17 protein-coding genes are annotated in these 23,017 nt (G+C 70.2%); 12 read left to right on the forward strand and 5 right to left on the reverse strand.

The window, feature by feature from the left end; translation table 11 throughout:
- Position 1: 1 nt before the first annotated feature.
- Positions 2–805 (forward strand): type I methionyl aminopeptidase, encoded by an 804-nt coding sequence (map, locus tag B4M62_RS11345; RefSeq protein WP_290707764.1) that lies wholly within the window; start codon positions 2–4, stop codon positions 803–805.
- Here map and dtd read toward each other — a convergent pair.
- Genes dtd through B4M62_RS11370 form a run of 5 tightly spaced genes read right to left on the reverse strand, consistent with a single transcriptional unit; the run spans position 802 to position 4,233 of the window.
- Positions 802–1,251, reverse strand: coding sequence for a D-aminoacyl-tRNA deacylase (gene dtd / locus B4M62_RS11350; protein ID WP_290707766.1), 450 nt, complete (start codon positions 1,249–1,251; stop codon positions 802–804). The genes map and dtd overlap by 4 nt on opposite strands.
- 5 nt (positions 1,252–1,256) lie before the next feature.
- The gene (locus tag B4M62_RS11355) at positions 1,257–2,516 is read right to left on the reverse strand and encodes an alpha/beta hydrolase family protein (protein WP_290707769.1); all 1,260 of its coding nucleotides are present in this window, start codon (positions 2,514–2,516) and stop codon (positions 1,257–1,259) included.
- A gap of 33 nt (positions 2,517–2,549) precedes the next feature.
- Positions 2,550–3,071 (reverse strand): hypothetical protein, encoded by a 522-nt coding sequence (locus tag B4M62_RS11360; protein WP_290707770.1) that lies wholly within the window; start codon positions 3,069–3,071, stop codon positions 2,550–2,552.
- Between the two features lie 4 nt (positions 3,072–3,075).
- A complete protein-coding gene (locus B4M62_RS11365) occupies positions 3,076–3,819 on the reverse strand; it encodes an SIMPL domain-containing protein (protein ID WP_290707771.1) in 744 nt (247 codons plus the stop codon).
- Positions 3,820–3,822: 3 nt separating this feature from the next.
- On the reverse strand, positions 3,823–4,233 hold the full coding sequence (locus tag B4M62_RS11370) for a phage holin family protein (protein ID WP_290707773.1): 411 nt from the start codon (positions 4,231–4,233) through the stop codon (positions 3,823–3,825).
- A gap of 251 nt (positions 4,234–4,484) precedes the next feature.
- Between B4M62_RS11370 and B4M62_RS11375 the strand changes: the two genes are divergently transcribed.
- From B4M62_RS11375 to infA, 11 genes are all read left to right on the forward strand, one after another.
- Positions 4,485–4,973 carry a hypothetical protein gene (locus B4M62_RS11375; RefSeq protein ID WP_290707775.1) on the forward strand — a complete coding sequence of 163 codons (489 nt, stop codon included), beginning with the start codon at positions 4,485–4,487 and terminating at the stop codon, positions 4,971–4,973.
- A gap of 20 nt (positions 4,974–4,993) precedes the next feature.
- On the forward strand, positions 4,994–7,798 hold the full coding sequence (locus B4M62_RS11380) for a VWA domain-containing protein (RefSeq protein ID WP_290707777.1): 2,805 nt from the start codon (positions 4,994–4,996) through the stop codon (positions 7,796–7,798).
- Positions 7,799–7,838: 40 nt separating this feature from the next.
- Positions 7,839–11,558 (forward strand): tubulin-like doman-containing protein, encoded by a 3,720-nt coding sequence (locus B4M62_RS11385; protein ID WP_290707779.1) that lies wholly within the window; start codon positions 7,839–7,841, stop codon positions 11,556–11,558.
- On the forward strand, positions 11,558–14,239 hold the full coding sequence (locus tag B4M62_RS11390) for a hypothetical protein (RefSeq protein ID WP_290707781.1): 2,682 nt from the start codon (positions 11,558–11,560) through the stop codon (positions 14,237–14,239). Before B4M62_RS11385 ends, B4M62_RS11390 begins: the two co-directional genes overlap by 1 nt.
- 4 nt (positions 14,240–14,243) lie before the next feature.
- The gene (locus tag B4M62_RS11395) at positions 14,244–16,583 is read left to right on the forward strand and encodes a hypothetical protein (RefSeq protein WP_290707783.1); all 2,340 of its coding nucleotides are present in this window, start codon (positions 14,244–14,246) and stop codon (positions 16,581–16,583) included.
- A gap of 4 nt (positions 16,584–16,587) precedes the next feature.
- Positions 16,588–19,422, forward strand: a complete 2,835-nt coding sequence (locus B4M62_RS11400; protein ID WP_290707785.1) for a hypothetical protein — start codon at positions 16,588–16,590, stop codon at positions 19,420–19,422.
- Positions 19,422–20,402 carry a hypothetical protein gene (locus B4M62_RS11405; protein ID WP_290707787.1) on the forward strand — a complete coding sequence of 327 codons (981 nt, stop codon included), beginning with the start codon at positions 19,422–19,424 and terminating at the stop codon, positions 20,400–20,402. The genes B4M62_RS11400 and B4M62_RS11405 overlap by 1 nt, the downstream gene beginning before the upstream one ends.
- Complete coding sequence (locus B4M62_RS11410) at positions 20,399–21,547, forward strand: hypothetical protein (RefSeq protein WP_290707791.1); 1,149 nt, start codon at positions 20,399–20,401, stop codon at positions 21,545–21,547. The genes B4M62_RS11405 and B4M62_RS11410 overlap by 4 nt, the downstream gene beginning before the upstream one ends.
- Positions 21,547–22,149, forward strand: a complete 603-nt coding sequence (locus B4M62_RS11415; RefSeq protein ID WP_290707793.1) for a hypothetical protein — start codon at positions 21,547–21,549, stop codon at positions 22,147–22,149. The genes B4M62_RS11410 and B4M62_RS11415 overlap by 1 nt, the downstream gene beginning before the upstream one ends.
- Before the next feature lie 8 nt (positions 22,150–22,157).
- The gene (locus tag B4M62_RS11420; protein WP_290712962.1) at positions 22,158–22,664 is read left to right on the forward strand and encodes a TerD family protein; all 507 of its coding nucleotides are present in this window, start codon (positions 22,158–22,160) and stop codon (positions 22,662–22,664) included.
- 118 nt (positions 22,665–22,782) lie between these two features.
- Positions 22,783–23,004 carry a translation initiation factor IF-1 gene (gene infA / locus B4M62_RS11425; protein WP_003418601.1) on the forward strand — a complete coding sequence of 74 codons (222 nt, stop codon included), beginning with the start codon at positions 22,783–22,785 and terminating at the stop codon, positions 23,002–23,004.
- Positions 23,005–23,017: the final 13 nt, after the last annotated feature.

Consider the following 23,017-nt stretch of genomic DNA (forward strand, 5'->3'; position numbering starts at 1 on the left):
GATGGGCTTGTTCGGTCGGCGCGGGGTGGTGCCGTTTCGGTCGGCCGGCGAACTCGATGCGATGGCCGCCGCCGGTGCTGTGGTCGGTGCGACGCTGGTCGCCGTGCGCCAGGCGTCAAAGGCTGGTGTGTCCACCCTCGAACTCGACGAGATTGCTGAGGCCGTCATCCGCGACGCCGGCGCCGTGCCCTCGTTCAAGGGATACCACGGCTTTCCCGGGTCGATCTGCAGCTCGGTCAATGCAGTTGTCGTGCACGGCATTCCGAGCAAAGACATCATCCTGGCCGAGGGCGACCTGGTATCCATCGACTGCGGGGCGATCCTCGACGGCTGGCACGGCGACTCGGCCTGGACCTACGGTGTCGGCGAGTTGTCGCGGGACGACGAGGAGCTGAGCGAAGCGACCCGCCTGTCGTTGGTGGCGGGAATCGCCGCCATGGTCGAAGGCGCGCGGCTGACCGACATTTCGCACGCGATCGAGCGGGGCACGGTCGCGGCGCGCGCGAAGTTCGGGCGGCACTTCGGCATCGTCGCCGGATACGGCGGCCACGGCATCGGGCGCGAAATGCACCTGGAGCCGTTCCTGGCCAACGAGGGCGACCCGGGCCAAGGCCCGCGGCTCGTCGTCGGATCCACCCTCGCGGTCGAACCGATGCTCACCCTGGGCACCGAGGAGACCACTATCGAGGACGATGACTGGACGGTCGTCACCGACGACGGCAGCCGGGCCGCGCACTGGGAGCACACCGTCGCGGTGACCGAGGACGGCCCGCGGATTCTCACGCAGCGACCGGGTAGCGCCTAAACCTCGAGCAGGATCGTGACCGGCCCGTCGTTCACCAGCTCGACCGCCATGTGTGCGCCGAAGCGGCCGGTGGCCACCGTTGCGCCCAAGGTGCGCAGGTGCGCCGCGGCCGCGTCGACGACCGGTTCGGCGACGGCGGCCGGCGCCGCGGCATGCCACGATGGCCGCCGGCCTTTGTCGGTATTCGCATACAGGGTGAACTGGCTGATGACGAGGATCGGGGCGGCCAGATCGGCAGCGCCGACCTGTGCGCCATCCGCACCATCGAGAATGCGCAGCCGCCACACCTTCTCGGCGAGGGCCCGGGCCTGCGCCTCGGTGTCGGAGTGGGTGACGCCGACGAGCAGGACCAGCCCCTGGCGCCCGGCGGCAAGGTCGAGTTCGCCCACGACCTCGTCGTCGACGAGCACCCGCGCCGCACGGACCCGCTGAACCACTGCGCGCATGCCGGTCAGCCCGCCAGTGCCGGGCCGGATCTCGTGGGGCTGGATCCCGTCGGGCCCGATCCCACCGTGGCGTCGAGCCAGTCGAGGGCGGTGCGGTTGTAGCGCGAACGGTTGAGCATCTCGCAGTGCATGCCGGCGCCCTGCGCGGCGGTGAACCGGACCAGGGTGGCGCGGTCGCCGAGTTCGGCGACGAACCGGTCCGCATCCTTGGACAGGAAGTCGTTCTCCGCAGCGGTGACGAGGGTGGGGCAGGAGATCTCGCGCCCGATGCCGGCCAGGGTGTACCGCAGCGTCGCGGCGAGGAAGTCGCGCAGATTGTCTACGCCGTTCACCCAGAATCCGCGTTTGACGATCGACCAGTTGAGTTTGGGATTGGCGGTGATCACGGCCATCATCTCCGCGAGGGCCGCGTCGGCGATCGTCTCGGGATGGGCGGCCTGGTGCGCCGAGACGCCCATCGCCGTCGCCAGCGCTGTCATCGTCGCACCGACATCCCATTGACCCGGGTCGGCGACCACCGCGGCGAGCCGGTGTTCCCCGGCGGCACCGCGCGGCGCGAGGTAGCCGCCGAGGCTCCACCCGCTCAGCACGATGGATTGGGCGTCGACGATCGCACAGCTCGCTGCCCAGTCCGTGACCTGGGTGATGACGTGTTCCCAGTCCGGGCGCATCGGCATCCGGTGGTGGATGAGCATCTCACCCTGGCCGGGGCCGTCGAAGAGTAAGCAGTGGTAGCCGCGCCGGCCGGCGGCGACCGCCGATGCGAAGTACATATCGGTGACGGTGGCGTCGTAGCCGTTGGTGAAGATGATGAGCGGACGCTTCGTCCCGGCGCAGCCCGGCGCCGGGACGAGGTAGCCGGGCAGCGACGTCTGGTCGTACGGGATCCGCACCGGGGCACCTGGGCTGTCGCCGAGCGCCAAGCCACGACTCAGCTCGGCGGCCTGCTGGTCAAATGCATGGACGAGACGCGGATCGACCGGGGTCCCGTAGATCGGGTGGTAGGACGACGCGTAGTAGACCGCCGCGCGCAGGTGCAGTTCTCGAGCGGAGTCGAGATATCCGGCGGCTTCGGCGCTCGCCGCGTCGGTGGCCAGTCGTGCGGCCATGTCGGTGAACGCGGTGTAGAAGGTGTCGGCGTTGCCGTCGCCGACAGCGGCGGCAATGGCGGCCAGTTCACCGAAGTCGCTACCGCCATAGGGGGCGTAGGCGAGCGGCCACACGCCGAAGTCGTCGAGGAAAGGGTCGGTGAACAGTATTGTCATGACACTCCTCGACAAGGGGGTAGCGGCGGGGGTTTAGCGGCGGACCTCGACCAGTGCGATCCACCCGAACGCGACACCGGTGACGATCGCGATGATGGACGCGGCGGCAATCCAATTGAGCCCGTGCGCATTTCCGGTGACGAGGACCCCGCCGCCAACGGTGAACAGCACTGGTGGCGCAAGGTGCATCGCGACCTTGCCAGGCCACCACAACCGCAAGGGTGACGGCCGCTGTGGATCCAACGCAACGTTACTCCTGGCCCGGTAGATCCGACGTACCGCGAGTAGTGCGATCCACAGCGTTGCGAGCCCGCCGGCGAGCAGCTCGACACCCAAGAGGACGAGGGACTGGTCGGGGATGAGGGCAAGGCAGGAGGCGGCAACGGCGAGAGTCAGCGCACCAATCGACGCACCGGCCCGTGCGGGAATTGGTGATGCGAGAAGAGTGCCGTCCAAGTTCACCGACATCGCGACGATGATCAGACCAGCCAGCGCCGCGCTGGCCCCGGCCACTGCGACGTTGAAGTTCGCCCACGGTTCCAGCAGGGGATGCATTGGATCAGGTCAGTGCGAACTTGACGGTGACCGAGTAGGTCAGCGTCTGCTGACCCGGTTCGATGGGCACCGGCGCGGCAGCCATGGCTTCGGGGGCGCGCCGGAGCGTCGGACCGGGCGAGTCGACGGTGTTGGTTTCGGTGATGACCAGTGCTTTGCCGAGCTTGTCGCCGGCCAGCCGGGCATACTGATCGGCGCGGGCCCGGGCGTCGGCGAACGCCGCATCGCGTGCGTTGCGCATCAGCGCCGAATCGTCGTCGATCGCGAAGCTCACGCCCGACAAGCGCGTGCTGTTGCCGCCGGCGGTCACGGCGTCACCGAGCACCTTCGACGCCTTGCCGAGGTCGCGCACCTTGATGGACACGGTGTTGGTGGCCTCATATCCGCTGATGGTCGAGGTGCCGCCCGCCGCGCCGGGCGAGGAGTACCGCGGATTGATCGACACCTGCTGGGTCTGGATGTCTTTGCGGTCCACGCCCGCCGAGACGGCGGCGTCGGTGATCTTGCTGATCGTCGCCGATGAGTCGTTGATGGCGGCGGACACGTCGGCGGCTTGCGTCTCGACGCCGATGGTGGCGCTCAGCGTGTCGGGCACGCCGGTGACCTTGCCGCTTCCGACGACGGTGACCGAGCGGGCCTGGTCCACCGGGGTCGACCCGGCCGAGCAGCCCGCGAGCAGCGCTGCGGCGGCGCCGAGGGCGGCGACGACGGCGGTGACGCGCAGGACGGTCGGTGTCTGAACCACCACGCGCTACCGGGTGACCGAGTCGGCGAGGCGATCGGTGATCGCCGTGACCACGATGCCGACCAGGGAGACGATGATCGCGGCCCAGATCGCCGACCACCAGAAGCTCTCGACGATGAGACCCCAATGGGTGACATGCCGGGTGAACCAGGACACCAGCCACAGCATGAGTGCGTTGACCACGACGTGGAACAGGCCGAGGGTGAGGATGTAGAAGGGGATCGACAAGATCTGGACGACCGGCTTGATCAATGCGTTGATGACACCGAAGATCACCGCGACGAGCAGGACGATGCCGACCTGCTGCCACCGCTGGCCGGCCTCGCCCCACACGAAGTACATGCTGTCGGGAACCAGGAGGGTCGCCAGCCACAGGGTCAGACCGGTGGTCGCGGTGCGCCAGAGAAAAGGGATCATGGCCCGATCCTGCCAGAATCCGGACGCATCGGTGGCGCAAATCCGGTGGCCACCGGGCGACGCGGCGGATCCGCTCATTCGTCCGGGTCACCCAGATGTCCGGCCCATGTGAAAGCATGTCAACCGTGTCATCGTTCAATCCGTTTGGCCCGGGCAACGATCCGAGGCAGTCGCCGCCGCCCGGGCCGATGCCGGGGGGTTCGCCCAACAGCGGTGGCCGGCCGGGCAATCCGGGGGCCTACCAACAGCCCGTGCCCCCGCCGCAGCACGGACAGTCCGGGCCGGGCGATCGGCGACAATGGTCGCCCCCGGCGGCCGGACAACCGCAGAGCCCGGGCCGACACGAGGTTGGCGGGCAGTTCGGTGCCGGCGCCGGCCAATACGGTCCCGCAGCGACCGGGTTCAATGATCCGCAGGTCCCGGCCGTCGCCAGTTCGATCACCATGTCCGCCCCGCCGAACGGGCTCCTGATTGTCGCCGCGGCGTGTGCCGGCGCCGGCGGCCTGATCGGCGCCCTCGGATGGGGCCGGTGGTGGTCCCTGTTGGGGTGGCTCTTGGCAGGGCCGATCGCCATCTGGCTGGTGGCCAGGTTTGTCGCGGTCGACACCGAGCGGAAGACGGCGACGGTATATTCGCGACCCGGTTCGACGGGCGTGTTGTGGGCGGTGGCGATCGTGCTGACCGTCCTCGGGATCGCGGTGACCGCCCTGGCCGTCGGGTTCTGGATCGGGCGGTTGTGATGGCCGGGGGAGGAGTTGTCGTGGTGCGGTCAACCGTGGCGCGCTGGTGTGCCGCGCTCGCACTGGCGGTGCTGTTCGCGCCACTTGGGCTACTCGTCGGTGCGGCGGCCCACGCCGAGCCCGCCGACGCCGCCGTCTCGAGGTTCGCCTCGTGTGTGGCCGGCCAGAAGAGCGGACAGGTGTTGTTCCTCATCGACGAGTCGCTGAGCCTGCAGAAGTCCGACCCGAAGGCGGCCCGGGTCGCCGCGGCGAAAGAGCTGGCCCGCCAATTGCAGCTGGCCTCCGATCGCGACGCGGCCCAGCTCGACGTATCGATCGCCGCCTTCTCCGACAGCTACCGGGTGATCACCGACTGGACCGCCCTGGGCAACGATTCCATGGGTGCGGTCACCGACGGACTCGCCAAGCTCGAGACCAGCAATACCGGCCGCGACACCGACTATGCGACCGCGCTGACCAGCGCGGCCGCCTCGCTGGCCGCCAAGCGCAAGCCCAACGCGGCGCCCGGTTGCCAGATGATCGTGTGGTTCACCGACGGCGCCCTCGATTTCGACTACCAGAACCGCGGCCAGGTCGACAAAGAGTTCGCACCCGGCCAGCAGCTCAACAGCCCGGCCGACCGCGATGCGATGAAGAAGGCCGCCGAATCGAGCATCTGCCGCCCGGGTGGTGTCGCCGACCAACTGCGCTCGTCGGGAGTGATCACCGTCGCGATCGGTCTGGACGCCCAGTCTCGTGCCGCCGACTTCAACCTTCTGCAGGCCATCGCCACCGGCGCGGCACCCGGCGGGCGGACCTGCGGAACGGTCACCGAACCAGTGCCCGGCGCGTTCTACCGGGTGACCGACATGGATGGTCTCCTGCGCGCGTTCGCCCTGATCGGCGGCGGGGCCGGCATCGAAACGAAGCGTGGCGCATGTGCGCGCAACCGCGTGTGCGAGGACGCCAAGCACCGGTTCGTCCTCGACAAGTCGGTGTCGAGCGTCAGCATCTTCGCCGATGCGACCACCCCCGGTCTCACCCCGGTCATCGTCGCCCCCGACGGCAGCGAGCATCGCCTGGATGCCGGTAAACCCGGCAAAATCGATGTGGGCGGTGCGGCCATCACCTATTCATCGCCGAGCGACAAATCGGTGTCGATCGAGATGTCGAGTACCGACGCCGCGAAATGGCGCGGCGTGTGGGCGCTGGTCTTCGTCTCGCCCGAAGCTTCGGTCAGCGCGCAAACCCAGTCGAATATCCGCATCTACGGCGACCTCGCGCCGGCCTGGCCCGGCAACGGCAACACCAAGCTGCGCAGCGGTGACAAAGCGGCGCCCTTCTTCTTCGTGGTCACGAACAAGAAAGGCCAGACGGTTGCCGTGGAGGATCTGCCGGGCACCGTTTCCTTCAGCGCAGAGCTGGTGACTCGCGCCGGTAGGACGATTCCGGTCGCCGCGGATGTGCCGAAGAACAAGCTGACGCAGAAGCGGACGGCTGATCTTGCGGGGGTGGCGCCGGGCGCGGCGACGCTGCACATGACGCTCGCGGTTACCACGGCGCCGGCGCGCGACGCGAAGGGCAAACTCGTTGCCGGCACCCCCCTCGTTCCCAAGGGCGTAGACCTGCCGGTGACGATCAACCCGCCGGCCGGCTATCCGCAGGTGCCCGCGCGCGTCGACTTCGGTACTGTGACCGGCGCCGGCGAGGCCTCGGCACCGCTACCGGTGGACGGTTCGGGCTGCGTGTGGGTCGCCCCGCAGGGGGCGACGAAGGTACAGGCGGCACCGAGCGGCGCCGATGGGCTCACGGTCACCTCGACCGCCACGAGCCGCGAGAACTGCGTCAAGTCGGCCGGCGATGGCACGACGACGTCGCTTCCGCTGACCCTGCACGTGCCGAACCAGGCGCGGGGCACCGCGAGCGGCACGGTGACCGTGATGGTCGCCAAAGCCGACGGAGCGGGCCAACCGCAGGCGATGGACGTGCAGTTCAGTGCGATCCTCGCCAAGAAGCAGGACACGGCCAACACTATTCTGGGCGTCTTGGCGGCACTGCTCCTCGGTCCCCTCGTGCCGCTCGGTCTGGCTTACCTCGCGAAGTGGTGGACCGCTCGCATTCCCGCGCGTTCGCTGCGTGCCGAGGCCATCGCGGTAACCGTCAGCGGGTCGTCGATCCTGCGTGCGGGGGAGCCCTTCGCCTTCCGCGACAACGACTTCGTCCGGATGGTGCCCGGCACGGCGAGACCGTCGCGCCACCTCGACCTGGGGCCGGGGGGAGTGCTCGACACCCGAGTGGGCCGATCACCGTTCGGCACTGGTTTCGTCGTGGCCAGTGCGCCGGGAATGGTCGGTGCCGCCGGGAAGACCGGGGACACCTTCGGTCCGGCGCCGGACGCGAAGCTGCCGCTGAACGTTCACAACCGGTGGTTTGTCCTGCACAACCCGAGCGGCAGTCCGGACCAGGCGACCGTGGTGGTGCTCGTCGGCGACGACGCCGGCCGCGCCACGGTGGAGCGGTTCGCCGAGGAGATCACCGAGTCCCTGGGCGCCGTGCTCGCCACGCTGCGCCAGCAGGCCGGGGCCGCGGCGGCCACCTCGGATCCGGCCGACCCGTTCGGCGGCGCAGGCGGCTACGGCGGCCGGGCCGACCCGTTCTCAGCCGGACCCCCGGCACCCGGCCCGGGCTCGTTCGGCCCCCCGCGGCACACCGGTCCGGCCCCCCGCGGTCCGGCCCCCAGTTCTCCGGGGCACGGCGGACCACCCCCGGGTGGTCCAGCAGCGGGTGGTCCAGCACCCGGCTGGGCAGGACCCCCGCCCAGGGACTACAACCCGTTCCAAAACTGAGTGTCGAATCGATCGATTCCGTGAAGAGGATTGAACACAGATGAAGCGTTTTCTGGTGGTCGGCTGCGGTGGTTCCGGTGGAGCCGCCCTGGCGTACATGATGGATCAGCTGGAGTCCGATCTCCGGTCCCACGGCATCAACAAGCTGCCCGCCGGCTGGCAATTCGTCCACCTGGACGTGCCGACTTCGCCGTCGCCGGTCGCCGGCGTCGGCACGGTGCCCGACCACGGTGGCCAATACGTGGGCACCGGCCCGGAAAGCGACGGGTACAAGATCCTCGACAACGCGCTGTCGCAGCGGCTGGCGGCGAACAACGCGCTCGACACCATCGCCACCTGGGCCCCGCGTGAACCCGAGCAGGTCTACACCCCCCTGTCAACGGGTGCCGGGCAGTATCGCGCACTCGGCCGAATGATCACCCTGAGTCGCGTCGACACCGTGCGCAAGGCACTGCAGCGGTCGTGGGACACCCTGTTCGCCAATTCGACCGACTCGGAGATGCGGTCGTTGCGGATCCCCGGCGCGGGTAAGTACAACTCGAACGACCAGCCGATCGTGCTCGTCGTCTCATCGATGGCCGGGGGTGCGGGCGCTTCGATGGCGCTCGACATCTGCCGCACCCTCACGCTCGTGCAGGGTGTCGACCCGCGCCTGATGGGCGTTTTCATGGTGACTCCCGACATCTTCGAATCGCTCGACGATTCTGCCGTCACCGGCACCCGGGCCAATGCGCTGGCAATGCTCGGGGAGATCGTTGCCAGTCAGACCGGATCGGCGCGCGAGACCGATGTCGACCTGCTGCGGGCCCTCGGCCACGAGAACGGCGAGGGTGAGCGGATCCCGTTCGCCCGAGTCTTCCCGGTCGGGCGCTACGTGGGCGCCCAGCGGACCGTCTTCGGCGACGGAACACCCGGCGCGGTGTACCGCGGACTCGGTCGCGGGCTGGCCGGACTAGTCCTGTCGGGGACCGCCACCCAGCAGTTCATCGAATGGGACCTGACCAACCAGGCCGGCGACCAGGGCTCGCTGGAGTTCCTCGGCTGGGGCAACAAGCAGTGGAACAACATCCCGTGGGGATCATTCGGCTATGCCAGCCTATCCATGGGCCGTGACCGCTACGCCGAGTACTCGGCGCAGCGGTTGGCGCGCAGCAGCGTCGACAAGCTGCTGCACGGCCACGTCCAGCCGGGCAACGACAGCTCCGACGAGGAGCAGGTCAACGCAATCCTGGATAACCAGTGGAGCAACATCTGCCACTCGCTGGGCCTGCCCGACGTGGTTGACGGATCGGCGAACGTGGTGGCGCCGTGGCTCACCCACACCGTCTTGCCGGGAGACCAGGTGGCGGCGCAGGCGCGCGGGGTGGTCAACTCCTATGTGCGGCCGATGATCGACCAGACCCCCGGCATCAACGGCGAGCAGTGGGCCGCGCGCGTCTCGCAGGTGCTCGTCGAGCAGCGCCACAGCCTCGCCGAAGGAGCCAACGGCGCCGCCTATCACGACGCCTTCGTCTGGCATCAGAACTTCGTCGCCCACCTCGAACAGGCCGCCACCCGCGCGCTGGCCACGCAGGGCCTGCCGTACGCGACGGGGCTGGTCAAGCGGGTCGCCCGGCTGCTCGAGGACGTGCTGATGCCGTCCTTGCACGACCTGTCGAAGTACGGGCCCGCCGATATCGCCGACCTGCCGGGTGAGACCAAGGCGACGCTGGCGGCGCTGTCGGGCACGATCACCAATCCGGCGGCCATCGCCGACGAGGTGTTCGCCGGGTCGGGGCGCACCGTCGAGCGCCAGGTCTACGCCGCGCTGGCCCATCACGTCGCCAACGCGAGCGGGGCGATGATCACCGAGGTCGTCGACCCGCTGATCGATGCCCTCAACGAGGCGCAGACGCTGCTGCGCCAGGCGGCCGGCGCGAACCGGCAGCAGGTCGGCCTGGCTCAGTTGCAGACCGACGAATACGCCGCCTGGCCCGCCGACACCGACGAACTCGTGGCCGAACGGTTCTCCGAGGCGGACAACGAAGTGATGCTGACCCGGTCGGCAGAGTTCAAGCAGCGCTACGAGATCGACCTGCCCGCATCGGTCGGCGCCACCAGCACCGACCCGCGACTGCTCGGCGAGGGAATCTCGCGCGCCGCCGGTCACGTCGTCACCGGGTACTGGCACACCCTCGACGGCAGCAGGTCGCCAGCCGAGGAGCAGGCGGTGGTCGAGCGCACCACGACGTGGGTGTCGCGGGCCTTCCCACGCCATCCGGAGACCGGTGACGGCCTGATCGCGCAGCGCGCCAGCTACGACGTCCACCTGCGCCCGGCCGAGTTGCTGAGCCGGGCCCGGCGCTTCGTGGCGCGCAGCGGTGAGTCGTTCCACCGGTTCTGCTCGGTGTCGCTGCGCGAGTACGTGGAGGGGGCGGATGCTCCAGAATCCGAGCGCTTCGCGCGTCGCACCGATCTGGAGTTGCGCTTCATCGAGGCCGTCAACCTGGCCCGGCCGCTGGCCAGTGTCAACGAGAACGCGATGCAAGCCATCCACGGCGTCGCGGAAATGGTCTATCGCTACAAGTTTTCGGCGATACCGTTCCTCGGGCTGCCCGTCGCCGAGGATCTGAAGACCAGCCTGGGCGCGACGGCGCGGGTGGACAAGAAGAGTGCCGACGCGGTCGGCAATGCGCTCACCGACGAGGCGCGGATCAAGCGCATCGACATCTTCGGCTCCTACCCGAACTATTCGCCGCTGGCCTATGAGGCCGTGATCGAGCCGGCAGCGCGCCAGTGGCTGGCGTCGTCCCCCGGGCAGCGCAAGGCGTTCTGGACGATGCGCCGGGCCCGGCCGCTGGAGGCGAGCCTGCCGATGCACGAGAACGAGCGCCGGACGATGGTGGCCGGGTGGGTCCTGGGCCAGGCGATCGGCTTCATCCAGGTACCGCCGCCGCCGTTCGCCGACGCGGTGCATGTCTGGGATACGGACTCGCGCCGGTGGTTGGCGTTCCCGAATCCGCTGTTGACGCCACAGTCGGAGTTCCTCGCCGACTACGACTGGCTCCCCGCGGTGCTGGAGTCGGTGCTCTTGGCGATCGCGCAGAGCCACAAGCCGCCGGCGATGTCGTCGATGGCGCCCTACCGCGCGCTTCGGCACATCTATGACGCCGGTGCGGAGAACCCGTCGTCCGGACTGGACCAGCGCCAGCTCGCTGCGACCGTCAACATGGCCAATTGGTTGCGCACCGGGGAGTCCGGGACGGGGGTCGCCTCGGCCATTCCCGATTCCGGTCCGGGGATGCCGATTCGCGATCGAGCCGAGAAACTGCGGGCCTACTTCGCCTACCAGCACGAATTCGTATCGAAGAACTACATGGAGCCGGGGCAGGGCGCGACGCCGGGACATGCCGGCGCCGAGGGGACCGGGGTCTTCGCCCGGATCACCGTGCGGCAGCAGGCGTCGAAGACGCCCATCTATCGGGATATCGCACCGGACGTCTTCTGGGCGACCGGCGAGTTGCTGGGTTTGCTGGAGGCCGCGGTCGTGCTGGCCGAACAGGGATCGCCGGCGCCGGCGCCGGCGCCGCACTTCCAGTCCGGGGAGACCTTCGCGGTTCCATCCATGGACCCCGCGGCGGCTATCGCGGCTGATCCGCTTGTTCCAGGCCCCGGGTTCGATCCGCCCGGTGCGCCCGGTGCGCCCGGTGCGCCCGGTGCGTTCGGCGGGGCGAATCCGTTCGGTGGGCCGGAGTCGCCGCGGCAGCCCGGCGGATTCTGATGTCGGCGCTGACCGTCTTCATGGCGCCGCGTGACGCGGCGAGCAGCATCCTGTCGGGGTTGACCGACCTGTCCGCGGCCGGCCTGGTCGACGACTTCCTCTGGGTTGCCGAGCCCTCGGCGCAGACCCCGCTGACGGCGGTGCTCGTGGTGTCGCGCGGGCGGGCCCACGACGTCGCCCTGCCCGAACTGGTCGCCGGTCGCCGGACCTCCCGGCTGCGGGTGTGTTCGGTGGTGCCGGCGTTGCCCGGTCAGCGGCGGCTCACGGTGGCCGACGAGACCGCCGTCGCCAGCCAGTTGATCAGCGCGACCGGCGCCGGCGCGGTGACGAGGATTCGCGCGCTCGTGGCGCGCGCCCCGGCGGTGTCGGGGTCGGCCGCCGAACTGGCGGTGCCGGGGTGGCACAACATCCTGATCTCGCCCGAGGATGCGCGTGGACCCGGCTTCGGGCGGGTGCCGCTGACCGCCGGTGCGTCGGCCCACGACCTCGGGCGGCACGGCGCGCCGGTGATCGCCGGTCTTGCCGGATTGTGGAGCGGCGTGGACCATGCGCCGCTGGACGGGCTGCCGGTGGTCCCGGGCGAGTCGGTCCGGCTGGCGCGCTCGTTCTACCGCAAACTTCGCACCGACGAAGTCGAGGCCGCGTTGAGTGCCGCACTGCTGAGCAATGACGGGGTCCTGCCGCTCCCCAGCGACCAGCGCTCGCCGATCGTGTATGTCGCGGACGTGGCGACCGCCACCTCGACGATGGCCGATGTCTTCTGGCGCAAGTACGCCGGGGTGCTGCGCGGTCCGCGAATGTCCTACGGGGCGAACCCGCCGACCCAGATCAGGGCGCTGGCCGTTCTGGCGATGTTCGTCAACTTCGTCTGGGCTTCGATTCGCAACGCGCCGGCGGAGTGGTACCGCAGCGTCGTCGGCAGCGTGTCGGCAAAGATCGCCGTCGGTGCCGAGCAGGCTGCGTTCCAAGGCCAGCCTGCGGCCTACCAGGTCGTCGTCAACGGCCGCACATCGTCGGGCCGGATGGCGGGATGGGCTGAGATCGGGGCCGCCTCGAGCGCACTGTCGGGTGCCCTGTTCGATCCATCCGGGCAGATGGCCGACGCCGATTCTGATCTATCGCAGGTGTGGCAGGACTATTCGCGTGCGGCCCTGACGCTGGCCGACGCGGGCACCCGCAGCCGGGATCTCCCGCCGATCCAGGTCGGTTCGGCCCGGGCCATCGTCAAGTACGCCAGCGATGTGGTGCCCGGGCCGTCCGCGGCCTTCCGTGCGATTCCGGGTCCGGTGTCGGCCGCCGTCGAGGTGGACGGCGTCGACGCCACCGATGTGCTCGGCATCGTCGACCTGTCCAACCGGCTGACCGAGTTGGAGTCCAGTCCCGATCACGGCGTCGGCGCCCGGTCGACCCTCACCGAGCTCGGTGCCTGGCGCCGCACCGCCGGCCGCAGTTTCGGGGTGGCCGCTGGCCAGCGCCTCGGCGACGCCTTCTACGCCGCCTACAACGAGGTGCAGCACCTGCTGCACCAGGTCAACTCCGCGGTCGCCCCACCGCCCGAACCGGACCAGCGGAACAAATCGCTCGGCCGCGCCGTCCAGGCGACGGTGATCGCCATCCTGCTCGTCATCGCGCTGTTCAGCTACCTCACGGTGGAACAGGGGCTGGCGTGGTGGGTGTCGCTGATCGTCGTCGTCGCGCTGCTGCTCATCGGGCTCGGCGCGTGCCTGTGGGGGTTCATCCAGTCGCAGCGGGCCATCTTCGCGCTCCTGCACCACCGCCGGGCGGCGATCGACAGGCTGGAAGTGGACCGGCAGAACCTGCGCGCCGCGCTGCGCGACGTTCGCCGACTGTCGCAGGCGTATGGGCAGTTCCTGTCGTGGAACAGGGCGCTCGGGGCCTATCTCGAGTCGCCCCTGGGTAAGCAGTCCGGTACCCCGGCCGGTTCGCTGCCACTCACGTGGGGGCTGCCAATGTCGACCGGGCTCGGCGCGGCACGGCCAAGCACCCCCGACGTCGACGAGTCGGTGAACTATCTGCGCCGCGACCTGTTCCGGCCGGGATGGCTGACCCAGTCGTGGGACGCCATGATCGTCACCTCGATCCCCCCGCGGCTCGGCTCCCGCGAGGCCGGGGCGCAGGCATCACCGGTGTGGCTCGACCATGGCAAGGACACCGGCACTGCGCTGGATCGCTGGTCGAGCGATGTCTTCGCCGGCGTGGTCGGCTCAACCGGCGCCGACGCGGTCTGGGGACAGGCACTGGAAGCGCTCGGCGGACCACTCGGGTCGCTGGTGCCACGCCTGGTCAGCACCGTCGCCGTCGCCGGTGGTGCCGAGTTGCCGCGCGAGGAGTTCCTCGCCGGGATAGATCGCGACGCGCCACCGGCCGGCTCGTTCGACCATGCATTGCTCACCGACGTCGCCGTGACCAACGGGGGGGCCACGGTCCGTGTCGACGTGCGGCACCGCGTCCGCGCCGGACTGGGGATCGTGTGTGTCGCCTCGCAACTGTCGGAGGCTGTCACGCTCGACTACCTGCGCCTCGAGGGCACCGCCACCGGCCCGGCCGCACTCCAGTGGGAGGTGCCCGCCGCGCCGGTTTCGCCGATCAATCCGAGTGACCCCGCGGGTCAGTCGCTGAAACCCGATCCGTTCCGTGCGCCGGAGATGGGGCAGGGCTGAATCGATGACGACGAGTCAGGACTTGGTGGCCGCACTGGTGCAATGGGCCACGGGTGCGGCTGCCGACGGCGGGGCGGTTCCCCCGGATCGGGAACTCGAGGCGATCGCCCGCCGTCCCGATTCCTGGCGCACCGATATCGCGGCCTCGCCGGCGGCCCAGTACTGGGGAGCGACCATCGACCACGTGCTCGGCCAAGTCCGACTCGGTGTCCTTCCGATGATCGCCGTCGCCCATGTGCCTGCCGGCCTCGCCCCAACCGGACCGCCACCGCAGCGGCCCGAGGCGCCGGGCGGCCCCGGACGGCACGCGGAGTCGACCGGCTCGGCTCGCCCCGGTGCCGCCACCGACCCGGTGGAGGAGTTGACGGCTGCGCTGATCGCGTGGCGCGGCAGCAAGATCGCCGAGGGGGCACCGGGGGCCGAGACGATCAAGGACCTCACGCTGCGGAACCTCGCCAAACGGGCACCGGTCAGCGCTGAGCAGCTCCGCAAGAAGCTGCCCGGTGCAGGTGCGCTGGTCGACGAGTTGGCGACCGTGTTCGGGCGGTTCGGCGGCGACGATGCGCCGGTGCTCCCGCCGGTTGATCCGCAACCCGTGCGAGCCGCGGTCGCCCCGGAGGTGCCGCCGGTCGCGCGATCAATAGTCGTCGATCCCGACCTGCTGGCGCTGACGCATGCCGACTTTCCCGAATTCGCCTTCGACAAGCCCGGCCGGGACCCGGGCGCGATCAGTATCGCCACCACTCCCGACGGCGTCCGACTGAGTTGGGACGCCTGTTCGGATGGGGCGCGGGTGATCTACCGCGTCGTCTCCGGGGACGAGCCGATACCGCCGTACAAGCCCGAAGCGGGGGAGTCGCTGGCCGTCACGACGGGGACCTCCGCAGAGGACACCCGGTTTCTCACATCGGCCGTGCGCCACTACCAGGTGTGGGTGCAGGCCGGCGTGGACGAGGCGTCGGCGCGCGCCGCGCAACCGGTGAAATGGGCGGTGGGCGAGGACATCAGCCCGGTCGAGGATATGCGCCTGACCGAGGACGAGGGGCGCGTGGTCGGCGAGTGGTCGGTGTTCGCCGGTACGCAGGCGGTCCGCGTGTTCCGCATCCCGCTCGACGAGGGCGGTCCGATCACCACCGACCCGAGATACCAGATAGCGCTCACCGAGCCGAACCTGACCGGGTTCGTCGACGCCGATGCGCCACGCGGCCGCCGCTACCTCTACCGCGCGCAGGCCGAGGTGCCGGTGGGGAACCAACTGCGACTGTCCCGCCCCGCGCAGCAGGAGATCCTGGTCTCGGTCAAACTCACGTCGATCGCCGATCTGGCCGTCGCGATCAGTGCGAACAATTCGCAGTTCGACCTGTCCTGGACCACCCCGGAGGGTGGGCAGGACGTGCGCATCTTCCGGTTCCAGCAACCGCCGCCCGCTGGCTTGGAGCGCGAGGACCTCGCGGTCGACGCACTGTCCCCGCAAGGGTTCAACGACGCAACGCGCGTCCGGCATCCGGTGAAGGCCGGTACCGACCCGTCGCGGTCACAGATGTCGGGGGTGCCGTGGCCGAGCGGGTGGGACCGGGCCTACCTGACACCGGTCACCATGGCGTCGGGCAAGGCACGGATCGGGATGACGCGCGTCCTGGCGCGACCGCTGTCCGCTGTTGTCGAACCGCGCATTGTTGAGCGTTTTCATTGCGAGATGATCACCTTCGGTTGGCCCCGCGGCGCCGCCGCGGTGCGGGCCTACATCGGTCAGCCTGGAGTCCCATCCGAGCAGCTGTGCCATGGCCGCCCGTTCGGCGAGGTCAGCGCCGAGCAATACCAGCGCGACGGTGCGCTCATCCTGGCGCGGCCACTGACCCTCAAGGGGTGTCAGGTGGCGCTGGTCGCGGTCTCGTACTCGGCCGGTCGAGAAATCACCGGTGAACCGGTGGGCATCACCTATCCGGGGCTGGCCCGGATCGCCTACAACCTCGAGCCGCAGCCCGCCGCCCCCGGCCGGCACGTGGTTCGGCTGGTGCTGCACAGCGAGTCGTCGGTGATCGATCTGCCGCCCCTGGTGCTGGTGCACCGCCCCGACCGGCTGCCGCTCGACGCGGCCGACGGACGGGCCTGGCGGTTCTACTCCGACAGCGGCCAGCAGGTGCCACACTGCCAGATCGGCGGCGAACTCCTGGCGGGCCTGCGCTCGACCGAGTGGGTGGCCGACCTGACAGGCGTCACCGGCTACGTGCGGCTCTTCATCCACGACGGTACCCGGCGCAACGGACGTCCGATTGCCATCCTCGACCCGCCGATGGCGAACCTGCGACTGCTGCCGCCGGGACCGCCGCAGGGCGAACGGTGAGGCAATGGCCGATCTGACCAAGCGCTCGACCACCGCTGGTCGTGCGATGCCACCGAATACCGCTCCCGCACCCGCCCGGTTCATCGCCGCAGATCGGTGTGGGCAGCTGACCTACACGTCGTTCGACGACGGTGCGCTCACTGGGCGCGGCACTCTCGGCGGGCCGATGGCGGGCCAGCGCAGCCACGGTGGCGGGTGGCAGGTCAAACAGATCGCCGGCGAGATCGACCCGGCCCACGTCGAGGAACTCATCGCGCGCATCGTCACCCGGTTCGACCTCGAGCCCGCGTTGCCGGCGTTCCCGACGCCCGATCAAATCGCGAACCGGCCGGCGCGGCTGTGCTTCGCGGCCGACGACGATGGCGGCGGGCGCGGTGCGTACTGGCACACCGTCGATGCCGGGCGCGACGGCACCGGCCGCCCGGGCAACGTGTTCGCCCATGTGCTGACCCAGGGGCCGGGCGGGACGGGACTGTGTCCGATCGAACTGTGGCGGTGGGCGGGATGGCTGATCCCGTACGGCCCAGAGGCGGTCAAAGCCGCAGTCCTGCCTGCTGGTCCGCCGGCCCTGGTGGGCAACCTCGCACTGTCGGTGCAGTCCACCGTGGCGTTCCTGCTCGACCCGGTGCGCGACCGTACCGGCGTCGTGCGGGTGCTGCTCGACGCGGTGTCGGCGCGACTGTCCGGGCAGACGCGCGGCCCCGTCGTGCTGGCCGTCGACGACCATGACCGCGCGGCCGCCTGGATCGCTGCGGTCAGCCACTTCCTCACCCCTGCCGGCGCGAACCGGCTGTGCTGGAGTACGCACGAGGCGCCCGAATCGGTCGCGGCCGGAGCCGCGGCCGGGCTGCACCTCGTGGGCGTGCCCCGCGCGCGCAGCGCACAACTGGCCGGGCACCCCGGGGTCACCGCGGTCATCGACGAGAACGAAGAGCCCTACCTTGGGGATCCCGAATCGGCGCACCGGTTGGCGGCCGGCACGGTGGCGGTGACCGCGCTGTCCGTCCTCGCGGAAGCGGTGCTCGCCGATCACTCCATCGCGCTGCGGGTTCTCGCGCGGCGCGACGCCGTGGCCGCCGACTTCGAAGGCTCAAGGCAGGTGGCGGCAGCGCAATCACCAGGGCCACTCGCACCCGAATGGCCGATTGCCGTCGCCGTGCTGGAGGAACCGCAGCTGATCGAATTCCACCCGGACGCGGCAGCGGTCGTCGTCGACGAGGCGCCGGCGCACCTCGCTGCGGTGGACTGGGCGGCGGACCTGGTCGCGACGGTGCTCCGCAGGCACCCGCCGGCCCCCGACGAGGCGCTGCGCCGACTGGGCAGCGCTGCTCGCCGTGGCCGCGGAACCGAACTGCTCGCCGCATACGTGCTGCGCGGCGCCCTGGCCGACCCCGCCTGGCTGGACCGGTGCGATCTGGCGGCGGTGCCGGCGGTCGGCACGGCACGATTGGGTTCTCTGCGTGCGGAAATCGGGTCCCGGTTCGACGCGTTGGGCACCGAAGATCCGGTGACCGCCACCCGGGCGGCGCTGCGCCTGGCCGAGATGATCGAACGCCTCGCCGCTCCTGACGACGACCTTGCCGCCGTGCGCGACGAGGTGGCCGCGACAACATCGCGGGCCGGATTTGCCGCCGTCGGCACGCTGGGGTGGGAGGATGCGCTCGACGCCGGACAAATCTCGGAGGCGGTGCTCGCACGATACGTGCGACCGGTGTTCGCCCATCGGCCGGCGGGACAACTGGCGCAGTTGCCGGCCGAGACGGCCCTCTGGCTCTACGGTGCGGCCGACGGGCTCCGCTATGCGCGACCGGCGCCGGGCACCGCTGATGACGACTACCTGTTCGGCTTCACGACGCTCGCCGTGCTGGCGGCGCCCGAACTGGACATCCCGGCTGACGCGCGGGCGCACTACGCGGCCGAGGCCATCCGGGGCGCGCTGCGCACGCCGCGTCTCGATGATGCGCAGTGCCGTGACCTCGTCGCCGAGATCGTGGTCCAGCAGCGCCCCGCGGCGGCGGATTTGCTCGAGTTCGCGACCGCGGGCGCCCGCGTGCCGCCGCAGATCCTGGATTCGCTGGTGTTCAACGGCGAGGTGGACGATGAAAGCCTGCGGGCCGTGCTGGCGGCGGCCGAGGCGGCTCCACCGGAGCTGGTGGCGGCCGCATGGTTGCGGCTGGTTCGGCGCACCGGGGCCGTACCGGACCGGGACCGCTGGTGTGCGAGTGTGGCGGTCCTGGCGAACCTGGCGCCGGGCGTGCCGCAACCCGGGCCGGTCCCGGCGGACACCTGGGTGGCCCGGGCCGTGGACGAACTCGTGGTCATGACTGCGGCCGGATTCGTGGTCGGCCAGAGTGTCGGAGCGCATTGGGCCGATCCCGGGTCCGGATTCTGCACTGCGCTGCGTGCGCGGATGACGGGCGCGGCGGGCGGCGCCGAGCTGTACCCGCTGGTCGTCGGCGAACTGGCGCGCGCCGAACGGGCCTGGATCCTCGACACCGCGTGGCTGGTCGGGGACGCGGTGACAGTCGCAATGGGCCTGCCCGGTGCCGGAGCGGGTCCGCTGGACGGGTTCGGCTCGCCGGCAGAGCCCGAGCACGGCCGGCCGGTGCCCTGGTCGCAGTCGCTGATCGAGGCGCGTGCGGCCACCGGGGACTATCGTGGACCGACCGACGTGATCGGCCTGCGCGACGCGGCGTGGCTGGTTGTGCGGGGGCTGGGTGCGGCGTCCGCCGAGCAATTCTTCGCCGAATACCGGAGTGTGGCCGCCGATTGGCTGGTGCGCACCGGGGTAGCGGCACAAGCCAATGGTCCGGCTGCAGGACTGGGAGGACTGGGATAATGGCAACCTACGTATTAGACGGGAAGTCGGCGGCGACGCTGGCCCGCCGGCCGCTGGCGGCCCGGCTCGCGGTGTCGGGCGCACCCAACGCCAATGGGGTGCGACTGGTCGCCCGGACACCCGACGGCGTTCCCAGCGACGCGGTGGTGGAAACCGCGCCGACGATGCTGATCATCCCGCATGTCACCGAGGAGATCGTGCTCGGCGCCGTGCCGCAGGGCCGCGAGTTGTTCGCTCCGGGGACCACTGTCCACATGTCGATCGGCCCGGATACAAATGCCGAGTTCGACGCCGATGTCGCGCAACTGACACCGCGCGATGTGTCCGGTCTGGGGTTCATCAAGCTTGCCAGCGTGGCGCCCGGTGCCGCCGACACCATCACCGTCACCACGTGGTTGACCCGCCCCGACTCGAAGCTGCCCCCGGTGGCCGAGGCTGCCCGCGTCGCGGCGCGCGGCGTGCTCAACGCCGATCAGGTCCATGAGTCCCGTGCGCTGCCGGTGCGGCTGCTGGTCGATGCGTCTGCGTCGATGGCACCGTTGTTCGCTGGTGGCCTGGTGGCCGCGGCCGCCGACCTGGTCGCCGGCCTGGCCGAAGTCGTCTCCGGCACATCGGAGGTGGCGGTCGGCCTGGTCGGCCCGGCCGCGGCGCCACCGGTTCCCACCGCGACCAACGGCGTCGGCGCCGCCCTGTCGGCCGCCCCGGCCGGTGGATACGGCCTCAGCGGTGGCCCGGCGGTGGTTGCGGCGCCGGGCACCCTCACCGTGCTGGTCACCGATGCGCCGCCGGCCGACGCGCCGACCGCGGACCAGGTGGTGCTGATTCTGAGCGGCGCCCGGCCGGCCGGCGCCGCGTTTCGCGGCTCGGTCCTGGCGCTGACGGACAACCCGGTGCAGGCGTTGATCGCCCATCCCGATGTCGTGGCGCGGGTGGTCGCCGATCTGCTGGCGCCCTTCGCGCTGGCCGGGGGTGCGCGTTGACCAAGTGCCCGCGCTGCTTCTCCATGCTCGGCACCGACGACGCCGTCGCCTGGGTGGACCGCGATCCGGCGCAGGTCGTCGTCGACCCGGTTGCCTCGGCCTACGCCGGGCGCGAGGTGCGGATGGGTGTGGTGACCCTCGCGCGCCGGCACGAGTGGGCGGGCGAATGGCCGCCCACCCCCGACCCCCCGTGTGACCCGGTCTGTCCCACCTGCCATTTCGTCTTGCCGCAGCACTGGTACCACGGCAACGCCATCTGCCTCACCATGGCCGGTGCCCGCGCCACCGGGAAGACCGTCTACATCGCGGTCCTGATCAAGCAGCTGCAACGGTTCGCGGCTCGGCTCGACCGGGAGGTGTTCCCCGCCAACGACGAGACGGTGCGCCGCTTCCGCGACGAGTACGAGAAGCCGCTGTTCGAGGATCGCGGAATCCTGCAGCCGACGCCGCGCGCCTCTTTGCACGGCAGCTACCAGCATGATCCGCTCATCTTCAATCTCGGCGAGTGGGGCCGCAAGCGTCAGTACCTGGTGATCCGCGACGTCGCCGGGGAAGACCTCGAGGCAGCCGACGTCGGCGGCCTCTCCTGGGAGTTCTTCTCGCGCGCGGACGCCGTCCTGTTTCTCTTCGACCCGTTGTGCGTCGGCGAGATCGCCAACCAGCTGCGCGACCTGGTGCCCCCGCCGTCGAGTCTCGGCGGCGATCCGCGCCACGTCCTGCACACCATGACGAACCTGATCGGCAACGGCTCGCCGAAACTGGCCGTGATCCTGTCGAAGTTCGATGCGCTGCAAGCGCTGAGTGTCGTCGAGGCCAGCGCGTGGGGCGCGATGATGGCACAACCCGGCGCGGCATACAACCGCGACCCGAGTCTGTTCGCGCGCACCTACGACGAGAACGACGGCCAGGCCCTGCACGAGGAGGTGCGCAGCCTGCTCACCCGGCTCGACGCGGGCCCGGCGCTGACGACGATGGTGAACCCGGTGACCGGGCGGCAGTATGAGCATCGCTTCTTCGCGGTCTCGGCACTCGGGGCCTCGCCCGAGGGAGACAAGCTCAGCGATCGTGGTATCTCGCCGTTCCGGGTGACCGATCCGGTGCGGTGGGTCCTGGCCGGCAGCAACGTGATGGTGGAGGGCGCGTGATGACCAATCCTGGCTTCCGGGGCCCCGATCCGTTCGCGTCCGGTCCGCCGCGACCGGGTGGGCGGACCGGGTTTCCGGCCCAGCCCGGCTCTCCGCCGGCGCCGATGCGGCCCGAGCCGATGCCGACGCCACCGGTGCCGGCCGGGGCGCGCCCGAGCGCGCCGCCGGTGACGGTGTGGCTGGCCCTGGCCTGCGTCGCCGCCGCCGCCGGGTTGTGCGCCGCGCAGGCGGCTCTGGGAGTCCGCGCCGCCCGGCATTCATCGGCCGACGACGCCCAGGTCCACTATCTGGGCCGCGAAGTCGCCGACCTGTCGACGACGGCCATTGTGGTCACCGTCCTCATCGCCGTCGTCTTCGCGCTGGCCTATCTCGGCTTCGGTTATGCGGTGTGGCGCGGCGAGTCCTGGCCCGCACCACTGGGAACCGTGCTCGCCGGATTGTCGCTGTTCGGACTGATGGGCGGGACGGTGATCATTGCCCTCGTCGTCGTCGGCGTGGTAGCCGTCGGCTTCCTCTGGTTGCCGCCGTCCCGCCGGTATGCGCGCCGCGGGCCCGACTCCGCTGCCGGACCAGCCCCGTTCGATCCGTGGGGAGGCCGGTGATCGTGGGGGTGCGCAGAGGGCTACACAAGGTGAGTATCGGCGTCAGCTGGGACCTGGCGCCCAGCACGGCGCAACTCGACCTCGACATCGCCGCGTTCGTGCTTCCCGCCGGCGGCATTGTCGATTCCGATCACGACTTCGTCTTCTTCAATAACCTCAGCGCGTGCGGCGGGGCGATCAAGCTCAACGTCGATTCCGCGGTGTTCCACGGCTGGAAGGAGGAGATGACGGTGGACACTGCGGCGCTGCCAGACCGGATCGAGCGGGTTGTCATCGCGATCTGCTCCTACGGCGGTGAGGCACTGTTCCGGGACTTCCCGGCCGGTCGGGTCGAACTGTGGGATTCCGATGCCGGCCAACTGGCTCGATACGATCTCGCCGCGGGCTTCCCCGAGGATTCGGCGATGGTCTATGCCGACCTGCGCCGCGACGGCGACCGGTGGATCCTCGTGGCCCGCGGCGAACGATTCGACGACTTGGCGTCGATCGCCCGATCGATGGGCGTCAAGGTCTAGCGCGGCCCAACCGCCCGAATTGGATTGGGTGCGGCCCGTCGCGTAAGATGGACCGTCGGTGCGCGTGTCGTGTGCCGACTACTACCACCAGGCCTAATCGGCCGGGAGCGCGGAGGACATGGCGAAGAAGGACGGTGCCATCGAGGTCGAGGGTCGCGTGGTCGAGCCCCTGCCCAATGCGATGTTTCGCATTGAGCTGGAGAACGGACACAAGGTTCTCGCCCACATCAGCGGGAAGATGCGGCAGCACTACATCCGCATCCTGCCCGAGGATCGGGTGGTCGTCGAACTCTCGCCCTATGACCTCAGCCGTGGACGGATCGTCTACCGGTACAAGTAGGACTTCCCGGCGG

The organism is Gordonia sp. UBA5067 (assembly GCF_002414845.1).
Classification (GTDB): domain Bacteria; phylum Actinomycetota; class Actinomycetes; order Mycobacteriales; family Mycobacteriaceae; genus Gordonia; species Gordonia defluvii.